Source organism: Blastococcus sp. TBT05-19 (assembly GCF_003319095.1).
Taxonomy (GTDB): Bacteria; Actinomycetota; Actinomycetes; order Mycobacteriales; family Geodermatophilaceae; genus Blastococcus.
Window position 1 is genome coordinate 122146 of record NZ_QOHI01000008.1, and the last position, 18496, is coordinate 140641.

Annotated in this window: 18 protein-coding genes; 4 read left to right on the forward strand and 14 right to left on the reverse strand. The window is 73.7% G+C overall.

The window, feature by feature from the left end; genetic code table 11:
* Positions 1 to 55: 55 nt before the first annotated feature.
* The 3 genes from DQ244_RS18930 to DQ244_RS18940 all read right to left on the reverse strand — a co-directional run bounded on the left by DQ244_RS18930 (position 56) and on the right by DQ244_RS18940 (position 3305).
* Complete coding sequence (locus tag DQ244_RS18930; protein WP_113813052.1) at positions 56 to 1333, reverse strand: sugar ABC transporter permease; 1278 nt, start codon at positions 1331 to 1333, stop codon at positions 56 to 58.
* 3 nt (positions 1334 to 1336) lie between these two features.
* Positions 1337 to 2137, reverse strand: a complete 801-nt coding sequence (locus DQ244_RS18935; RefSeq protein ID WP_233491731.1) for an ATP-binding cassette domain-containing protein — start codon at positions 2135 to 2137, stop codon at positions 1337 to 1339.
* Between the two features lie 70 nt (positions 2138 to 2207).
* Entirely contained in the window at positions 2208 to 3305 is a 1098-nt protein-coding gene (locus DQ244_RS18940) for a sugar ABC transporter substrate-binding protein (protein WP_113813053.1), read from the reverse strand.
* Positions 3306 to 3527: 222 nt separating this feature from the next.
* On the opposite strand from DQ244_RS18940, the gene DQ244_RS18945 reads away from it, so the two are divergent.
* Entirely contained in the window at positions 3528 to 4730 is a 1203-nt protein-coding gene (locus tag DQ244_RS18945) for a thiolase family protein (RefSeq protein ID WP_113813054.1), read from the forward strand.
* Positions 4727 to 6811 (forward strand): 3-hydroxyacyl-CoA dehydrogenase NAD-binding domain-containing protein, encoded by a 2085-nt coding sequence (locus tag DQ244_RS18950; RefSeq protein WP_113813055.1) that lies wholly within the window; start codon positions 4727 to 4729, stop codon positions 6809 to 6811. The genes DQ244_RS18945 and DQ244_RS18950 overlap by 4 nt, the downstream gene beginning before the upstream one ends.
* 148 nt (positions 6812 to 6959) lie before the next feature.
* Here the strand turns inward: DQ244_RS18950 and DQ244_RS18955 are convergent, their stop codons facing one another.
* The 6 genes from DQ244_RS18955 to DQ244_RS18980 form a co-directional block, all read right to left on the reverse strand.
* Positions 6960 to 7244, reverse strand: coding sequence for a thiamine-binding protein (locus tag DQ244_RS18955; RefSeq protein WP_113813056.1), 285 nt, complete (start codon positions 7242 to 7244; stop codon positions 6960 to 6962).
* Positions 7241 to 9157 carry a 1-deoxy-D-xylulose-5-phosphate synthase gene (gene dxs, locus DQ244_RS18960; protein WP_113813057.1) on the reverse strand — a complete coding sequence of 639 codons (1917 nt, stop codon included), beginning with the start codon at positions 9155 to 9157 and terminating at the stop codon, positions 7241 to 7243. The genes DQ244_RS18955 and dxs overlap by 4 nt, the downstream gene beginning before the upstream one ends.
* 53 nt (positions 9158 to 9210) lie before the next feature.
* Positions 9211 to 9579 (reverse strand): hypothetical protein, encoded by a 369-nt coding sequence (locus DQ244_RS18965; protein ID WP_113813058.1) that lies wholly within the window; start codon positions 9577 to 9579, stop codon positions 9211 to 9213.
* A 52-nt stretch (positions 9580 to 9631) separates the two neighbouring features.
* Positions 9632 to 9862 carry a DUF4177 domain-containing protein gene (locus tag DQ244_RS18970; RefSeq protein WP_113813059.1) on the reverse strand — a complete coding sequence of 77 codons (231 nt, stop codon included), beginning with the start codon at positions 9860 to 9862 and terminating at the stop codon, positions 9632 to 9634.
* 46 nt (positions 9863 to 9908) lie between these two features.
* Positions 9909 to 11198 carry a class I SAM-dependent RNA methyltransferase gene (locus DQ244_RS18975; RefSeq protein ID WP_255411616.1) on the reverse strand — a complete coding sequence of 430 codons (1290 nt, stop codon included), beginning with the start codon at positions 11196 to 11198 and terminating at the stop codon, positions 9909 to 9911.
* A gap of 94 nt (positions 11199 to 11292) precedes the next feature.
* Positions 11293 to 13332 carry an APC family permease gene (locus DQ244_RS18980; protein WP_113813085.1) on the reverse strand — a complete coding sequence of 680 codons (2040 nt, stop codon included), beginning with the start codon at positions 13330 to 13332 and terminating at the stop codon, positions 11293 to 11295.
* A 174-nt stretch (positions 13333 to 13506) separates the two neighbouring features.
* On the opposite strand from DQ244_RS18980, the gene DQ244_RS18985 reads away from it, so the two are divergent.
* Entirely contained in the window at positions 13507 to 14175 is a 669-nt protein-coding gene (locus tag DQ244_RS18985) for a TrkA family potassium uptake protein (protein ID WP_113813061.1), read from the forward strand.
* Entirely contained in the window at positions 14175 to 14855 is a 681-nt protein-coding gene (locus DQ244_RS18990; protein WP_113813062.1) for a TrkA family potassium uptake protein, read from the forward strand. The genes DQ244_RS18985 and DQ244_RS18990 overlap by 1 nt, the downstream gene beginning before the upstream one ends.
* Here DQ244_RS18990 and DQ244_RS18995 read toward each other — a convergent pair.
* The 5 genes from DQ244_RS18995 to DQ244_RS19015 all read right to left on the reverse strand — a co-directional run bounded on the left by DQ244_RS18995 (position 14841) and on the right by DQ244_RS19015 (position 18278).
* Entirely contained in the window at positions 14841 to 15638 is a 798-nt protein-coding gene (locus tag DQ244_RS18995; RefSeq protein WP_233491733.1) for a DUF3159 domain-containing protein, read from the reverse strand. The genes DQ244_RS18990 and DQ244_RS18995 overlap by 15 nt on opposite strands.
* Positions 15639 to 15699: 61 nt before the next feature.
* The gene (locus DQ244_RS19000) at positions 15700 to 16077 is read right to left on the reverse strand and encodes an OB-fold nucleic acid binding domain-containing protein (RefSeq protein ID WP_113813063.1); all 378 of its coding nucleotides are present in this window, start codon (positions 16075 to 16077) and stop codon (positions 15700 to 15702) included.
* Positions 16074 to 16817, reverse strand: coding sequence for a DUF3710 domain-containing protein (locus DQ244_RS19005; protein ID WP_113813064.1), 744 nt, complete (start codon positions 16815 to 16817; stop codon positions 16074 to 16076). The genes DQ244_RS19000 and DQ244_RS19005 overlap by 4 nt, the downstream gene beginning before the upstream one ends.
* 1 nt (position 16818) lies before the next feature.
* Positions 16819 to 17292 carry a dUTP diphosphatase gene (gene dut / locus DQ244_RS19010; protein WP_113813065.1) on the reverse strand — a complete coding sequence of 158 codons (474 nt, stop codon included), beginning with the start codon at positions 17290 to 17292 and terminating at the stop codon, positions 16819 to 16821.
* 107 nt (positions 17293 to 17399) lie between these two features.
* On the reverse strand, positions 17400 to 18278 hold the full coding sequence (locus DQ244_RS19015) for a hypothetical protein (protein ID WP_113813066.1): 879 nt from the start codon (positions 18276 to 18278) through the stop codon (positions 17400 to 17402).
* Positions 18279 to 18496: the final 218 nt, after the last annotated feature.

The window sequence follows — 18496 nt, forward strand, 5'->3', positions numbered from 1 at the left end:
CGTCGGGAACGAGCACCTGCCGCCCGCCGGCCTGAGGCACGGCGGGCGGCAGGGGTCAGTGGCCGGTCGCGGCGGCCCGCCGGCGGGCCAGCGCGTCGACGCTCGCGGCGAGCAGCAGCACGCCACCGGTGATGATGAAGTTCAGGTACGCCTCCGTGCCCAGCAGGCCGAGCCCGTTGGCGATGATCGCCACCACCAGGCCACCGAGGACGGCGTCGCGCACGCGACCCCGGCCGCCGAAGAGGCTGGTGCCACCGATGACCGCCGCACCCACGGCGTACAGCAGCGTGTTGCCACCACCGGAACCCGGCGCGACCGAGCCCAGCCGCGAGGCGGCGACGATGCCGCTGATCGCCGCCAGCGTCGAGCCGATGACGAAGACCGAGACCTTGATCTTCGTGACGTTGATGCCGGCCCGTCGCGCTGCCTCGGCGTTGCCGCCGACGGCGTAGATGTGCCGGCCGAAGCTGGTGCGGCCCAGCACGAACGACAGGGCCAGCAGCAGGATGACCACCAGCGGGATGGCGTAGGGGATGCCGGCCAGCACGACACCGGCAGCCGGCGCCCGGTCGAGGCTGAGGACGGCGGTCACGAGGACGACCACCGCGGCGATCACCCCGATCCGCACCAGCACGACGGCCAGCGGCTGGGAGGCCAGGCCCTTGGCCTGCTGCGTGCGCCAGCGGTTCAGCTGCAGCACCGCGTAGAGCGCGACGACCACGAGGGCGAGGACCCAGCCCAGCACCACCGGCAGGTTCTTGTCGCTGATCGCCGAGACCACCTCGTCGCGCACCGGGACGGTGCCGCCCTGCCCGATGAGCCGCAGGGTGACACCCTGCCAGCCGAGGAAGAGCGCGAGCGTGACGACGAACGACGGGATGCCGATCAGCCCCACGAGGCTGCCGGTGAACAGGCCGATGGCGGCGCCGGTGACGATCGCGGCGAGCACGGCCACGTACCAGGGAGCGCCGGCGTCGGCGAGCAGCTTGGCCATGACGGCCGCGCAGACCCCGCTGACGACGCCCGCGGACAGGTCGATGTCCCCGAGCAGCAGGATGAAGACCAGGCCCATCGCGAGGATGATGATCGGGGCCGCCTGGTCGGCCAGGTTGGCCATGTTGCGCGGCGTCAGGAAGGTCTCCGGCCGCAGGGCGAAGAAGAGCAGGCCCAGGGCCAGGATGCCGAGGATCGCGGGCAGCGCACCGAGGTCACCGCCGCGCACCCGGGCGACGTAGGCGCGGGCGGCGCCGCCGAGCGAGTCGGTCGAGCGGTCGCCCTCGAAGCCGCCGGGCTCCTGCGCGCTCGTGGAGCCGGTGATGGTGTTGCTCGACATGGTTCAGACCTCCACGGCCGCGACGTCGGCGGGCGCGATGCCGATGTCGCCCGACCGGCCCGCGGTGATGAGCTCGATGACCTGACCGCGGTTGACCTCGGAGATCGGGATGTCCGCTGCCATGCGGCCCAGGTAGAGGGCGGCGATGCGGTCGGCCACCTCGAAGACGTCGACCATGTTGTGCGAGATGAAGACGACGGCGTGACCGGTGTCGGCCAGCCGGCGGACGAGGTCGAGCACCTGACGCGTCTGCGCGACGCCGAGGGCCGCCGTCGGCTCGTCGAGGATGACGACCTTGGATTCCCAGAGGACCGCCTTGGCGATGGCAACCGTCTGCCGCTGACCGCCGGAGAGGCTCGAGACGAGCTGGCGCACGGACTTGAGCGTGCGGACCGACAGCTTGGCCAGGGTGTCGCGGGCCGCCTGCTCCATGGAGATCTCGTCGAGGAGCAGGCCGTTCTTGCGCTCCCGGCCGAGGAACATGTTCTGGACGACGTCGAGGTTGTCGGCCAGGGCGAGGTCCTGGTAGACGACCTCGATCCCGAGCTTGGCGGAGTCCCGCGGACCGGCGATGTCGACGGGGTTGCCGTCGAAGAGGATCTGCCCGCCGTCGATCGGGTGGATGCCCGCGATCGACTTGATCAGCGTGCTCTTGCCCGCACCGTTGTCGCCGACGAGCGCGGTGACCTTGCCGGGGTAGACCTTCAGGTCCACACCGTGGAGGACCTGGTTGGCGCCGAAGCTCTTGTCGACGCCGCGGAGCTCGAGGATGGGGGTTCCATCCGCCGGCTGAGGCACGCTCACGGGCTTCCTCTCTTGACGACGAACCGAGCGGGGCGCCCTCCGGATCCGGAGGGCGCCCCGACGGGAGGGATTACTGGATGCCGAGCTCGGTGCAGGCGGCGGCGAACTCGCCGGTGCACAGCTCCTCGGCCGTCACGAACTCGTCGTCGACGACGTCCTTGACGTTGTCACGGAAGATCGAGACCGGGGTCAGCAGGACCGACGGGACCTCGCGGTCGCCCTCGGGGTCCTCGACGGTGCCCGTGGTCTCGGCCTCCTCGTCGTTGATCAGCGCGACGGCCAGGTCCGCGAGCGCGGCGGCCTCCTCGCGGATCGACTTGTAGACCGTCATGCACTGGTCGCCGGCGAGGATGTTCTGCAGACCCTCGACGGTGGCGTCCTGACCGGTCACGTTGTTGGCGCCCGCGGCGTTGTTGCGGCCGAGGATCTGGATGACCGAGTTGGCCAGGCCGTCGTTGGCGGCCAGGACACCCTGGATGTCGCCGCCGGCCTGCGTGTACATCTGCTCGAAGATGGTCGCGGCCTCCTGGTTGTCCCAGCCCGGCACGGCCTGCTCCGCCACCTGCGTGTACTGCGTCATCTCGTCGAGCACCTCGTGGGCGCCCGCCGAGAACAGGGTGGCGTTGTTGTCGTCCGGCGAGCCGTTGAGGAAGGCGATGTTCGCGGGCTCGTCACCGAGGCACTGCGCGAGGCCCTGGCCCTGCAGCCGGCCGACCTCGGTGTTGTCGAAGGAGACGTAGTACTCCGCGGAGCCGCCCAGCGTGAGCCGGTCGTAGTCGATGGTCCGCACGCCCTCGGCGGCGGCGGTCTCCTGGATCTGCGCGCCCGAGGCGGAGTCGAGGTTGACGATCGCCAGGACGGTCACGCCCTCGGTGATCATCTGCTCGGCGATGGTGGCCTGCCGCTGCGCGTCACCCTCGGCGTTCTGGATCACGGCCTCGACGCCGGCCTCCTCGAAGGCCGCCTCGAGGTAGGGGCGGTCGAAGTTCTCCCAGCGGACCGAGGACTCGGTGTCGGGGAGGATGACGCCGACCTTGCCGGCCGCGTCGCCGCCGCCGCCGCCGTCGCCGCCGCCGCTGCCGCCGCTGCCCGAGTCGCCGCCGCAGGCAGCCAGACCGAACACCAGACCGGCGGCGAGCGCCGTCGTCACTGTGCGCCGTCGCACCATGAGGGGGACCTGCCATTTCGTTGGGGTTACAGAGAAATTCCGGCGGCACATCTTGCGCGCCCCTTCCCCGTGACCGCAACCACACCCTGTCCTCGTTGCCGGACCGTGATCCGGAACCCCCTCGAACGAGGGCCGCGCTGCGCTTGGCCCGCCGGTTACCGACGGGTAACTTGAACGCCGCCGGGCCCTGCCGGGTGCGGTTACGAATCCTGCGGAGGTCACATGTCCCGCTCGCTGCGTGAGGTCGTCTTCGTCGACGGCGTGCGCACTCCCTTCGGCAAGGCCGGTCCGAAGGGCATCTACGCCGAGACGCGCGCCGACGACCTCGTGGTGCGCTGCATCCGCGAGCTGCTGCGCCGGAACCCCGCTCTGCCGGCCGACCGGGTGGACGAGGTGGCCATCGCCGCCACCACCCAGATCGGCGACCAGGGCCTGACCCTCGGCCGCACCGCCGCGCTGCTGGCCGGGCTGCCGAAGTCGGTTCCCGGTTACTCGATCGACCGCATGTGCGCCGGTGCCATGACCGCGGTGACCACCACCGCGTCGGGCATCGCGTTCGGCGCCTACGACGTCGCCATCGCCGGCGGTGTCGAGCACATGGGCAACCACCCGATGGGTGAGGGCGTGGACCCGAACCCGCGGATCATCAGCGAGAAGCTGGTGGACCCCTCGGCCCTGGTCATGGGCTCGACCGCGGAGAACCTGCACGACCGCTTCCCGCACCTGACCAAGGAGCGCGCCGACGCGTTCGCGCTGGCCAGCCAGCAGAAGTACGCGAAGGCCGTGGCCAACGGCAAGATCGGCCCGGAGCTGGTGACCATGGCGACCCGCTCGGCCGAGAACGGCTGGGGCGTCGCGACCGTCGACGAGCCGCCGCGACCGCAGACCACCCTCGAGGGCCTGGGCACGCTGAAGACCCCGTTCCGCCCGCACGGCAACGTGACCGCCGGCAACGCCGCCGGTCTCAACGACGGCGCCACCGGCTGCCTGCTGGCCGCCGAGGACGTCGCCGAGGAGCTGGGCCTCAACGTCGGCATGCGCCTGGTCGGCTACGGCTTCGCCGGCGTCGAGCCCGAGGTCATGGGCATCGGCCCGGTGCCGTCGACCGAGAAGGCGCTGGCCCGCACCGGCCTGTCCATCTCCGACATCGGCCTGTTCGAGCTCAACGAGGCCTTCGCCATCCAGGTGCTGGCGTTCCTCGACCACTTCGGCATCGCCGACGACGACGAGCGCGTCAACCCGTGGGGCGGCGCCATCGCCGTCGGCCACCCGCTGGCCTCCTCCGGCGTCCGCCTGATGACCCAGCTCTCGCGGCAGTTCGCCGAGCGCCCCGACGTCCGCTACGGCCTGACCGCCATGTGCGTGGGCCTCGGCATGGGCGCCACCGTGATCTGGGAGAACCCCAACTGGGAGGGCGACAAGTGAGCGCTGTCTTCGAGAACGAGGTCGTGACTCGGGCGTTGGTCCGGTTCCTGACGCTGCCCGGCCTCTCCGGTGAGTTCGCCCTGATCACCATCGACAACGGGCATGACCACACCCGTCCGTCGACGTTCGGCCCCGGCGGGCTCGCCTCGCTGGACGCCGCGCTGGACGAGATCGCCGCCCGCTCCCCCGCCCCCGCGGCGATCGGCGTGACCGGCAAGCCGTTCATCTTCGCCGTGGGCGCGGACCTCTCCGGCGTGCCGTCGGTGACCGACGCGTCGGCCGCCCGGGAGATCGCCGAGACCGGCCACCGGGTGTTCCGCCGGCTGAAGGACTCGTCGGTGCCGACGTTCGCCTTCGTCAACGGCGTCGCCCTCGGCGGCGGCCTGGAGCTGGCGCTGCACTGCCACTACCGGACGATGAGCGGCGGCGCCGCCGTCGCCTTCCCCGAGGCCTTCCTCGGGCTTGTCCCCGGCTGGGGCGGCACGCAGCTCCTGCCGAACCTGATCGGCATCGACGCCGCCGTCACGGTGATCGTCGAGAACGCCCTGGCGCAGAACAAGATGACGCCGGCGCCCAAGGCGGCCGAGCTCGGCATCGCCGACGCGCTCTTCGAGCCGGCCGACTTCCTCGAGCGCTCGCTCGAGTGGGCCGTCGGCGTGCTCGACGGCTCGGTGGCCGTCGAGCGTCCCGAGGTCGACCGCTCGGCGTGGGACGACGCGATCGCCCGCGCCCGCGGCGTCGTCGCCGCCCGCACCCGCGACGCCTCCCCCGGCGCTGTCCGGTCGGTGGACCTGCTGGAGCTGGCGAAGGCCGGCGTGGACGGCGAGGCCTTCACCACGGGCACGGCCGCCGAGGACGACGCGCTGACCGAGCTGCTCATGAGCGACCCGCTGCGGGCCTCGCTCTACTCCTTCGACCTGGTGAACAAGCGGGCGAAGCGTCCCGCCGGCGCGCCGGACAAGTCGCTGGCCCGCAAGGTCACCAAGGTCGGCGTCGTGGGCGCCGGGCTCATGGCCTCGCAGCTGGCGATGCTGTTCGTGCGGCAGCTGAAGGTGCCGGTCGTGCTGACCGACATCGACCAGGCCCGCGTGGACAAGGGCGTGGCCTACGTGCACGGCGAGCTGGACAAGCTGGCGCTGCGCGGCCGGCTGAGCTCCGACAAGCTCAACCAGCTCAAGGGCCTGGTCACCGGCTCGCTGTCCAAGGACGTCTTCGCCGACGCCGACCTCGTCATCGAGGCCGTGTTCGAGGAGATGTCGGTCAAGCAGCAGGTGTTCGCCGAGGTGGAGGCGATCGTCTCCCCCGAGTGCGTGCTGGCGACCAACACCTCGGCGCTCTCGGTGACCGAGATGGCCGCCAAGCTCGAGCACCCCGAGCGCGTGGTCGGCCTGCACTTCTTCAACCCGGTCGCCGTCCTCCCGCTGCTGGAGGTCGTGCGTGCCGAGCAGACCGACGACGCATCGCTGGCCACCGCCTTCGCCGTCGGCAAGTCGCTGAAGAAGAGCTGTGTGCTGGTCGCGGACGCCCCGGCGTTCGTGGTCAACCGCCTCCTCACCCGCTTCCTGGGCGAGGTCACCGCGGCCGTGGAGCAGGGCACGCCGGTCGAGGTCGCCGAGCGCGCTCTGGACCCGCTGGGTCTGCCGATGACGCCGTTCGAGCTGCTCTCGCTCGTCGGCCCGGCGGTCGCGCTGCACGTGGCCGAGCGCATGCACGAGGCCTTCCCCGACCGGTTCGCCGTCGGCGAGGGCCTCAAGCGGATCGTCGAGCTGGGCAAGGCGAGCGTCTTCAGCGAGCCCGGCGTCGTCGACCCCGAGCTGGCCGGGTCGTTCACCGGCGACTCCCCGCTCACCGCCGAGCAGGTGCACGACCGCGCCGTCGAGGCGCTGGCGCAGGAGATCCGGCTGATGCTGGACGAGGGCGTCGTGCAGGCTCCGCAGGACATCGACCTGTGCATGATCCTCGGCGCGGGCTGGCCGTTCTGGCTGGGCGGCATCACCGCCTACCTGGACCGGACCGGCGTCTCGGAGCGGGTGACCGGCTCCCGGTTCCTGCCCCAGGGCGTGGCCTCGCTCCCCGCGTAGTCCACCGGACCCGGACGGCCCGGCCCCCTCAGCGTGGAGGGAGCCGGGCCGTTCGTCGTCTCCCGGGGCGATGCCGTCGCCGCGCTCCGGTCACCACCGCCGCGCTGCAGCGCGGCGGTCGCGACCACACCGCGGCACCCGCGCCGGGTCAGCGGAACTTGCTGGTGAGGCTGTCCATCGTGCGGTTCACCGAGGCGACCTTGACGTGCGAGAGGCCCGCGCTCGCGCCCGCGGCGAGCATCGCCTCGTGCGCCGCCCGGAGCGTCGCCCACACCTCGTCGGCCTCGCCCTCGAGCGTGGTGCCCAGCGCACCGACCTCGTAGCGCAGCCCCGACGCCTGGATCACCGCGATCGCGGCCTCCACGTGCGCGTGCGGGTTCTCGTCGGTGCCGGGCGGCGAGGGCGCCACCTGGATCTCCGCGATGACGGTCATGAACGGGCCTCGTCGGCCGGCTCCACGACCTGGTCGTCGGCGCGCTCGGCGAGCCGGGAGGTCCACTCCGCGATCCGGCGGGCGACGTCCTGCTCGGTGAGCCCGGCGTCGGCGAGCACCTGCCCGCGGCTGCCGTGGTCGAAGAACTGCTGCGGCAGACCCATCGAGCGAACCGGGACGTCGATCCCGCGGTCCTGCAGCGCCTGCGTGAGCGTGGTGCCCGTTCCCCCGGCCCGGCCGCCGTCCTCGACGGTGACCACGAGCCGGTGGTCAGCGGCGAGGTCCACGAGCTCCGGAGCGACCGGCAGCACCCAGCGCGGGTCGACGACGGTGACGCCGATGCCGTGGTCCGCGGCGCGCTCGGCGGCGGCCAGGCAGGTCGGCACCATCGAGCCGACGGCGACCAGCAGCACGTCGCTCCGCTCGTCCCGGCGCAGCACGTCGACCGGCCCGCGCCGCTCCAGCGCGGGGATGTCGACCGGCGGCGCGCCCTTCGGGAAGCGGACGACGGTCGGGCCGTCGGTCACCGCGACCGACTCGCGCAGCGCCTCGCGCAGCGTCGACTCGTCACGCGGCGCGGCCAGCCGGACGCCGGGGACCACCGAGAGGATCGACATGTCCCACATGCCGTTGTGCGAGGCGCCGTCCGTGCCGGTCACCCCGGCGCGGTCGAGCACGACGGTCACCGGCTGGCGGTGCAGGGCGACGTCCATGAGCAGCTGGTCGAACGCGCGGTTGAGGAACGTCGAGTAGACGGCGACGACGGGGTGCAAGCCGCCCATCGCGAGACCCGCGGCCGAGGTCAGCGCGTGCTGCTCGGCGATGCCGACGTCGAAGGTGCGCTCCGGGAACCGCTCGGCGAAGGCCGCCAGGCCGGTCGGGTGCAGCATCGCGGCGGTGATGGCGACGACGTCGGAGCGCTCGGCGCCGATGCGCACCAGCTCGTCGGAGAACGCCGTCGTCCAGTCGCGGGCGGCGGCGACGCTGGCGCCGCTGTCGGGGTCGAAGACGCCGGTGGCGTGCCACGCGTCGATCTGGTCGGTCTCGGCCGGCGGGTAGCCGAAGCCCTTGGTGGTGACCGCGTGCACGATCACCGGGCCGCCGAACGAGCGGGCCCGGCGCAGCGCGGACTCCATGACCTCGATGTCGTGCCCGTCGACCGGGCCGATGTACTTCATGCCGAGGTCCTCGAACATGCCCTGCGGCGACAGGACGTCCTTGAGGCCCTTCTTGATCGCGTGCAGCGCGTCGTAGAGCGCGGAGCCGACGACCGGCGCCTTGTGCAGCGCCTGGCGCACCTGGAGCAGCGCGTTCTCGTAGCCGGGGCGCAGCCGCAGGGTGGCCAGCGCGTCGGCGACGCCGCCGATGGTCGGCGAGTAGGAGCGGCCGTTGTCGTTGACGACGATGACCACCGGGCGGTCCTGCGCGGCGGCGATGTTGTTCAGCGCCTCCCAGGCCATGCCGCCGGTGAGGGCGCCGTCGCCGATCACCGCGACGACCGGCCGCTGGTCACCCCGGACGGCGTAGGCCTTGGCGAGACCGTCGGCGTAGGACAGCGACGTCGAGGCGTGGCTGTTCTCCACCCAGTCGTGCTCGCTCTCGGCCCGGCTCGGGTAGCCGGACAGGCCGCCGCGCTGGCGCAGCCGCTCGAAGCCCTCGACCCGGCCGGTGAGCATCTTGTGCACGTAGGACTGGTGCCCCGTGTCGAAGACGATCGGCTCGCGCGGGGAGTCGAACACCCGGTGCAGCGCGATGGTCAGCTCGACGCAGCCGAGGTTGGGGCCCAGGTGCCCACCGGTCTTCGCCACGCTGGTGACCAGCGTGTCGCGGATCTCGGCCGCGAGGGCAGGCAGCTCTTCGGGACGCAGGGCTCGCAGATCAGCGGGATCTCGGAGCGATCGCAGGAGCGGCACGGGCCCACTGTAGTCGCGTACGGCCACCTCACCGGGTGAGCAAGATCGCCCGGTCAGAGCCGCGGCACCCAGCGTTCGCCCCGCAGCGCGCCGCCCACCACCTCGACGCCGCGGGCCGCGGCGGCCAGCCGGGTGCCCTCCCGCTCGTAGGCGGCGATGGCCGCCTCCATCGCCTCGGTGGGCAGCTGGTCGGCGAGCTCCACCCGGACCGTCCGCCAGCCGCGGCGCGCCGCCTCCAGCCCGGCGGCGACGTGGTCGGCGGCGAAGCGGGCCAGCAGGACCGGGTACCGGCGCAGCACCTCGTGCGCCCGGTAGTCCGACGGCACGAGGTCGAACAGCCAGGCGACGGCGGTGCGCTCCCAGTCGGGCGCACCGGGCGGACGCACCTGCTCCGGCCAGCCCGGCGGCACCGTTCGGTCCACCGCACCAGTGTGCCCTACCGGTCGAACATGCGTTCGACCGGCGCGCGGCGCGTCAGGCGGAGGTCTGCCGCTTGAGCCAGAATTGCTCGAAGCCCCAGGTGCCGGCGCCGCTGGAGTGGTAGCTGACGAGCTCCCACCCCTGGGCGCCCAGCTTGTTGAGGACCGAGCTGATGTCGTCCGGCTGCCGTTCCGACTGCCCGCCGGGGAGCTTGACGCTCACCCCTGCGCGCTGGGACTCGGCGTCGTTGGCGGTGATGACCGAGGCGTATTCCCACGTGGGCACCCCTAGAAGGTATCGAGGCGGGGTCCCGCGCGGAGCGCCGGGCGGGTCAGGCGGGGACGAGCAGCGCCACGCACTCCACGTGGGCGGTCATCGGGAAGGCGTCGTACCCGCGGACGTCGGCCAGCCGGTAGCCGGCTTCCACGAACGCGGCGACGTCCCGGCCCAGCGCCGCGGGATCGCAGGCCACGTAGACGACGGCCCGCGCGCCGGTGCCGGCGAGCAGCCGGCTCACCGCCTTCCCGGCACCTGCCCGCGGCGGGTCGAGGACGACGACGTCGGGTGCACCGCCCAGTTCGCCGAGCAGCTCCTCGAGCCCCTCGGCGTCGACCATGCCCTGCCACACCTCGGCCTGCGGGAGGGCGGCGAGGTTGGCGTCGGCCGCGGCGCAGGCACCGGCGTCGGACTCCACGCAGACCACGCGCCCCTCCTCGCCCACCAGCGGGGCGAGGGCGCCACCGAACAGCCCGGCCCCGGCGTAGAGGTCGAGCACGGTCTCCCCCGGCGTCACCGCGGCGAGGTCCTCGACGGCGGTGACCAGCGCGTCGGCCGCGGCGGGGTGCACCTGCCAGAAGCCGGTGCCCTCGACCTCCCAGTCCCGTCCGCCGGCGCGGCGCTCGGCGCGGCCGGCGCGCTCCGCGGGCAGCTCGTCGCCCGCCTGCAGCAAGTCGGCGAGCTGCGGCCGGCCCCGGCGGTCCAGCCGCGCGGTGGTCACCGCCCCGGTCGAGTCGATCGACACGTCGACCGCCCCGGCTCCGGGCCAGCGGCGGGCGAGCACGGCCTGCGCGGCCGGCTCCACCGTGATGGGGCAGTCGTCGAGGACGACGACGTCGTGCGAGCGGTGCCGCCGCAGACCCGGGGCGCCGGTGCGGTCGACGGCGAACCGGGCCCGCGAGCGCCACCGCAGCGCCCCGCCCGGGAGCTCCTCGACCACGAGCCCGGCGACCACCGGATCAGCGGCGTCCAGCCCGCCGAGCCGCACCAGCTGCTCGCGCACGACGGTGGCCTTGAGCCGGTGCTGCTCGGCCGGGTCGACGTGCTGCCAGTCGCAGCCGCCGCACTTCCCCGGCCCGCTGTACGGGCAGGGCCGCTCCACGCGGGCCGGCGCGGCCTCGAGGACCTCGACGGCGTCGGCGCGGCAGAAGCCGGCGTGCCGGTCCTCGGTCACCCGGACCCGCACCCGCTCACCGGGCAGCGTGTGCCGGACGAACACCACCCGGCCCTCGTGCCGGGCCACGCAGTGCCCGCCGTGCGCGACGGGGCCGACGGTGACCTCGAACTCCTGGCCGACCCACCCACCGCCGCGGTCAGGTGACGTGCTGGAACGGCCCCGCTGCAGGGGCCCGCGGCGCGCCTGCGAGCGGTGGGGGGCAGCGGCGGCCGCGTCCCGAGGCTCGCCCCGAGCCTGCGAGGGGTGAGGAGGACGGGGTCCTTCAGCCATACGGCGTCACGTCGACCTGGTCGTCGGTGAACCCGCGGCGCAGGTCGCCCGGGGCCGGACCACCCCGCCGGTCGGCGTCGTCGTCCCGGCCGATGCTGCTCTCCAGCTGCCAGGGCACCGTGGTGATCATGACGCCGGGCTGGAACTGCAGCCGGGCCCGCAGCCGCAGCGCGCTCTGGTTGTGCAGGACGTTCTCCCACCAGTGGCCGACGACGTACTGCGGCACGAAGACGACGACGAGCTCGCGCGGGCTGTCGCGGCGGATGCCCTTCACGTAGTCCAGCACCGGGCGGGTGATCTCCCGGTACGGCGACTCGAGGACCGTCAGCGGCACCGGGATGTCGTAGCGCTCCCACTGCGACTGCAGGCTGCGGGTCTCGGCGGGGTCCACGTTGACCGTCAGCGCGGTGAGCGCGTCGGGGCGGGTGGCCCGTGCGAAGGCCAGCGCGCGCAGCGTCGGCTTGTGCACCTTCGAGACCAGCACCACCGCGTGCACCTTGCTGGGCAGCGTGCGCGAGTCCGCGTCGGGCACGAGCTGGTCGGACACGTGGCAGTAGTGCTTGTGGATCGCCTTCATCAGCCCGAACAGCACCGGCATGGCCACCAGCACCAGCCACGCGCCGTGGGTGAACTTGGTGACGACGATGATCAGCAGGACCGCGCTGGTCAGGGAGCCGCCGACGGTGTTGATGACCTGCGAGCGGCGCATGCGCCTGCGCGCCGCCGGGTCCGCCGTCCGCATCTCCCGGTTCCAGTGCCGCACCATGCCCCACTGGCCGATGCTGAAGCTGGTGAAGACGCCGATGATGTACAGCTGGATCAGCCGGGAGACGTCGGCGTCGAAGGCGACGATGAGCAGCGCGGCGAAGCCGGCGAGGACCAGGATGCCGTTGCTGTAGACGAGCTTGTCGCCGCGGGTGTGCAGCTGGCGGGGCATGAACCGGTCCTGCGCCAGGACCGAGCCCAGCAGCGGGAAGCCGTTGAACGCGGTGTTGGCGGCCAGGATGAGCACCAGCGCCGTCGCCGCCTGGATGACGAAGAAGCCGATCGAGGCGTCGCCCCCGAACACCGCGGCCGCGAGCTGCGCGATGACCGTGCGCTGGGGCTCGGTCTCGCAGTCGGCGAAGCCGTCCAGGTCGCACGGGTGCTCGACGTACTTCACGTCGGCGAGCAGCGCCAGCGCGGTGACGCCGGCGAACATGGTGGCCGCGACGCCCCCCATGAGCGCCAGCGTGGTGGCGGCGTTCCTGCCCTTCGGCGGCCGGAAGGCCGGGACCCCGTTGGCGATCGCCTCGACACCGGTCAGCGCGGTGCAGCCCGAGGCGAAGGCGCGCAGCGCGAAGAAGATCAGCGCCAGCCCGGCCAGCTGGGTGTACTCCGGTTCCGGCGTCACCGAGTAGCCGGAGCTCTCCGCCGTCAGGTCCCCGTCGGTGACGAAGTACCGGACCAGGCCGGTGCCGATCATCACGAGGATGCTGGTGATGAACAGGTAGGTGGGCACGGCGAAGGCCCGGCCGGACTCCCTGACGCCGCGCAGGTTGGCCGCCGCGAGCAGGACCACCAGGCCGACCGCGATCAGCACCCGGTGCTCGTTGAGCGACGGGAACGCCGAGATGATGTTGTCGGTGCCCGCCGAGACCGACACCGCCACGGTCAGCACGTAGTCGACGAGCAGCGCGCTGGCCACCACGAGGCCGGCGAACTGCCCGTGGTTCTTCATCGCGACCTCGTAGTCGCCACCGCCCGAGGGGTAGGCGCGGACCACCTGCCGGTAGGAGAGCACCACCGTCACCAGCAGCACGACCACCGCCGCGGCCAGCCACGGCGCCAGGTACAGGAACGCCGTACCGGCCAGCGTGAGGACGATGAGGATCTCCTGCGTGGCGTAGGCCACGGAGGACAGCGGGTCGCTGGCGAAGATCGGCAGCGCCAGCCGCTTGGGCAGCAGCGACTCCCCGGCCCGGTCGCTGCGCACGGGGCGGCCGAGGACGAGGCGTTTCGGGAGTTGTCCGAGGTCGGACAGGCTTGGCACGGCGGCGATGGTACGGATCCCGGGACCGTCCGCGCGGGTGACTCGGCACACCCCGCCCCGACCGGGGGAACCGGCCCTCCTGCGCCCTCCGGGCACCCAGCCGGGTGTAGCTTCGCGCCCGGTGACTGCGCGGGCGGACGGCGCCCGCGCGACCGATGCTGCAGGGAGTGACACGTGCACGTGGTCGTGATGGGCTGCGGCCGTGTCGGCTCGGCCATCGCCCGCCGGCTGGAGCAGATCGGGCACAGCGTGGCCGTGATCGACCAGGACCCCGAGGCGTTCCGCCGGCTGGGTCCCGACTTCGCGGGCCGGCAGATCACCGGTCTCGGCTTCGACCGCCAGACCCTGCTCGACTCCGGCATCGACTCCGCCGGCGCCTTCGCCGCGGTGAGCAGTGGCGACAACTCCAACATCATCAGCGCCCGGGTGGCCCGCGAGACCTTCGGCGTCCAGCACGTCGTGGCCCGCATCTACGACTCGAAGCGCGCCGAGGTCTACGAGCGCATGGGCATCCCCAGCGTCGCCACCGTCCCGTGGACGGTGAACCGGCTGCTGCGCGAACTGCTGTCGGTGAAGGTCAGCGAGCTGTGGCGCGAGCCCACCGGCAAGGTGCTCCTGATGCGGGTCACCGTCACCGAGGTGTGGGTGGGCCGCAAGCTCGTCGAGCTGGAGACCGCCACCGGCGCGCGCGCTTCGTGGCTGATCCGGTTCGGGGAGGCGCAGCTGCCCAGCGCGTCGACCGTGCTGCAGGACGGCGACCAGCTCGTCGTCGCCGCCACCGACGAGCTGACCGCCCACGTGCACGAGGTCGTCGAGCGCGGCCCGGGCGGAGGGGAGCACTGATGCGCGTCGCCATCGTCGGAGCGGGCGCCGTCGGCCGCTCCATCGCCGGGGAGCTCCTCGAGAACGGCCACACCGTCATGCTCATCGAGAAGGACGGCCGCAAGGTGCGCACCCGCTCGGTGCCCGGCGCGGAGTGGGTGCAGGCCGACGCGTGCGAGGTGACCTCGCTCGAGGAGGCCCAGCTCGCCACCTGCGACGTCGTCGTCGCGGCCACGGGTGACGACAAGGCGAACCTCGTCGTCTCGCTGCTGGCCAAGACCGAGTTCGCCGTCAACCGGGTCGTCGCCCGCGTCAAGGACCCGCGCAACGAGTGGCTCTACACCGAGGCCTGGGGCGTCGACGTCGCCGTCTCCACGCCGCGCGTGCTCGCCGCCCTGGTCGAGGAGGCGGTGAGCGTCGGCGACGTCGTCCGGCTCATGAGCTTCCGCAAGGGCGCCGCCAACCTGGTCGAGATCACGCTCGGGGACGACACCCCGTGGGTGGGTTCCCCGCTGCGCGACGTCCCGCTGCCCCGCGAGACCGTGCTCACCGCGGTCCTGCGCGGCGACCGGGTGATCACCCCGACGCCGGACGAGCCGCTGGAGTCCGGCGACGAGCTGCTGTTCGTCTCGCACGGCGACACCGAGGACCAGCTCCAGCAGGTCTTCGCACCCGACGGTCCCGGCTCAGCCGCCGGCTGAACCGTCCGGGGCGCCGTCGTCCGCCGCGGTGCGGTGGCGGTGCAGCCGGGCGACCACCCACAGCGTCACCAGCAGCACGACGGCGGTGAGCGGCAGGCCGAGGACCACGGAGAACGTGCCGAGCAGCTCGACGTCGTCGGCGAGGTAGTAGATCCACTGCACGCCCGCGCGGAGGAAGAAGCTCGCGGCCCACAGGACGGTCAGCCAGGTGTAGGCCCGGAGCAGCCGCGGGTCGTCGCGCCAGTGCCGCTCGGGGGCGGCGGGCGGAGCGTCGTCGGCCGGGGCCGCGGTCTCCACCGGCCGGCGGGTGCGCTCCCAGGGGCGGGTGCGCCCGGCCAGCGACCCGTGGTGGCTGGGCGCCAGGAACTCGGCGGCCACACCGACGAGGGGCCAGCGGAACGGGATGGAGCCCAGCAGCACGACCCCGACGGCGAGGCTGCGGACGATGCCCAGGACGAAGTAGTCGCGCGCCTGACCCGACACCGACGCGATGGCGACGGCGACACCCACGGCGAAGAGCCCGCTGACCGCCTGCTGGATGCTCTGCCTCCGGACCAGCCGGAGGAGGAAGACCACGACGGCCGCGGCGACGGCGGCCCAGATCCCGGTGCGCAGGCCGTCGATGCCGTTGCCGACGATGAAGGCGACCGTCGGCAGCGTCGCGTCGACCATGCCCCGCCAGCCGCCGAGCTGGTCGAGGACCATCTCGCGGTCGAACACCGGCCGGCCGGTCTCCCCGGCCGGGCGGTCGGCCACGCCGTCGTCGGGGCCTGCTGCGGTCACGCTCGTCTCCCTGTCCTGCTCACCGGTCCGCTCCCGGGGGGCGCTCCCCCACCCGGGCGGATCAGCCGGCGCCGAGCTCGTACCAGGGGTTGTAGATGACCTGCCGGCCGTCGAAGGCGGCGAACCGGCCGCGCGCGGTGAGCGACCGACCGGGCTCGATGCCCGGGATGCGCCGCCGGCCCAGCCAGACCAGCGTCACCGAACCCGAGCCGTCGAACAGCTCGGCCTCGAGGGTGGGCACGGTCTCGCGCGGGGTGTAGACGACCGACTTCAGCCGGCCGGTCACCGTCACCACCTCACCCTTGCGGCAGGCGCTGACCCGGTCGCACCCGGCGCTCGCCGATCCCGCGCGCAGCTCCTGGGCGTCGATGGCCTGGTCGTCCGCGGTGATCCGGTGGATCGTGCGCGACCACCAGCCGGCGGGTCGGGTCTCCGTCACTCGCCCAGCGTAGAGCGGTCGGGTGCGGAGGGGGCCGCACCGGGCTGCTGACCGGCCGCCTGCTGCTGGGCCTGCTGCTGGGCCAGCTGCGCGGCCGCCTGGGCGGGCAGCGTGAGGGGCAGCGGCTCGCGCACCGGCATCGGCTCGGTGCCCCGGACGACGACGATGCCGCGGAACGCCTCCTCGAGCCGGGACTCCGCCGCGCGGGCCTCGTCCTCCACCGGACCGCTGAGCAGCCCGCGCAGGAACCAGCGCGGACCGTCCACCCCGAAGAAGCGGGCGTGGCGGCGCACCGGCTGCGGCGCCGGGGCACCCGGCGCGGCGGCGGCCGGGGCCATCATCGTGCCGGTCAGCTCGATGCCGAAGGGCCCCTCGACCTCGCGCAGCGAGGCACCCTGGCCCGACGCGCTGCGTCCGAGCTCGGTGCGCACGTCGTCCCAGATGCCGGCGGCCCGCGGGGCGGCGAAGGCGGAGACCTGCAGCAGGGACTCCCCCGAGCGGAGGGTCGCCGCGATCACCTTCTGCTGCTGGTTGAGCTCCACCCGCAGGTCCATGCCGGGGAGCGCAGGGAGCCGGATGGCACCCAGGTCGATGCGCGCCACACCGTCCTCGGGCGCGTCGGCCTCGTCCCAGGGCCCGCTGGTGGCCTCGACGTCGCGGACCCGCTGCTGCGGCTCCGGGGGGACCCCGCGCTCGCGCAGGCTGCGGTCGATGCGGTTGCGCCGCCGTCCGAACGGCATGTCAGTCCCGCCCCTTCCGTGCTGATGGATCGGTGGACCCGTGCCCGCCGTCGCCCCGCTCGCTGTCCGGCAGCTCGGCGACCGGCACGAAGCGGGCCCGGGCCACCTGCTGGACGACCAGCTGGGCGATCCGGTCGCCCCGGCTGAGCCGCAGCGTGCTGTGCGGGTCGAGGTTGATCAGGTTGACCTTGATCTCGCCGCGGTAGCCCGCGTCGATGGTGCCCGGCGCGTTCACCAGGCTCAGCCCGAGCCGGTGCGCGAGCCCGGACCGCGGGTGCACGAACCCCGCGTAGCCGTCGGGGATCGCCACGGCGATCCCGGTGCCGACCAGCCGGCGCTCGAAGGGGGCCAGCTCGACGTCCTCGGCCGCGGTGAGATCGGCACCGGCGTCACCGGGCAGCGCGTACCGGGGCACGGCGCCGTCCGGGTCGGTGAGCAGGACGGGGACGTCCGGCTCGAGGAGTGGCTCGGGCACGACGGCGACCCTATAAGCAGAAGGACCCCGTCCTCCTCCCCCCTCGCAGGCTCGGGGCGAGCCTCTGGACGGGGCCGAGGTCGGGCCCCCTGCGGGGATGCCGGCGCTCACGGCTCGCGGCGCAGGTCGGCCAGGACCCGGCGCGCCAGCGACTCCGTCGCCCGGCGGTTGCCACGCCCGGCCAGTGCCGCCCCGATCAGGAGGGGTGCGGCGGAGGGGACGGCGCCGGCGAGCCGCCGGGTCAGCCGACGCCGCAGCGCCTTCATCCCGGCGGCGCCCAGCAGCGAGCCGAGACCCGCGCCCTGGGCCGTGACGGCGCGCTGCTCCGACCAGGCGGACAGGTAGGCCTCGCCCCGCTGGGCGGCGTCGCCGGGCGGGCGCCGGTCGTGCAGCTCGTGCAGCTCGGCGATGAGCGCGATCTCCACGGCCGCCACGAGCACGGTCTCGGCACCCAGCTCGAGCGGCACCGCGAGCAGTGACGGCGGAGCGAGCCAGTGCGCCGCGGAGAGGCCGCCGACGGCCGCACCGATGCCGGAGGTGGCCCGGACCGCGCGTTGGACGAGCGCGTCGGCGATCTCCTCGTCCGACGCGCCGGGATGGGCCGCGCGCAGGCGTTCCTTGTCGCGGACCGGCAGCCGCGGGGCGGTGACGGAGAGCAGCTCGCCGAGCAGGGCGCCGGGGCTGCGGCTCCCGACCGGCGGCACGGCACCGGGGTCGCCGGTGCGGCCGGCCGCCGGGCCGGGGTCGTCCGCCGTGCCCCCGAAGGCGCCCGCGACCGCCCCGGCGACGGCGCCGACGACGTCCCGCAGCCCTCCGGCGGCCGACCGCCCGGACGCCGTGCCGGCCATACCGGCGACGGCGTCGGCGACGGCGCGGGCCGCCCGGGCGAGCGGGCTCTCCTCGGCGGGCGCCGCGGGTGGCGGGGCGACCGGCCGAGGCGGCGGCACGTCACGAGGCGCCCCCGTGCGCCGCGTTCCCTCGCTCATCGGTCCCCCCGGTGACTGGATGGAACGGCCCCCGTGCAGGGCCCCGCCGCGAGCGTGCGAGCGGTGGGGGGCACGGGGGTCCTTCTCGGAACGGCCCCCGTGCAGGGCCCCGCCGCGAGCGTGCGAGCGGTGGGGGGCACGGGGGTCCTTCTCGGAACGGCCCCCGTGCAGGGCCCCGCCGCGAGCGTGCGAGCGGTGGGGGGCACGGGGGTCCTTCT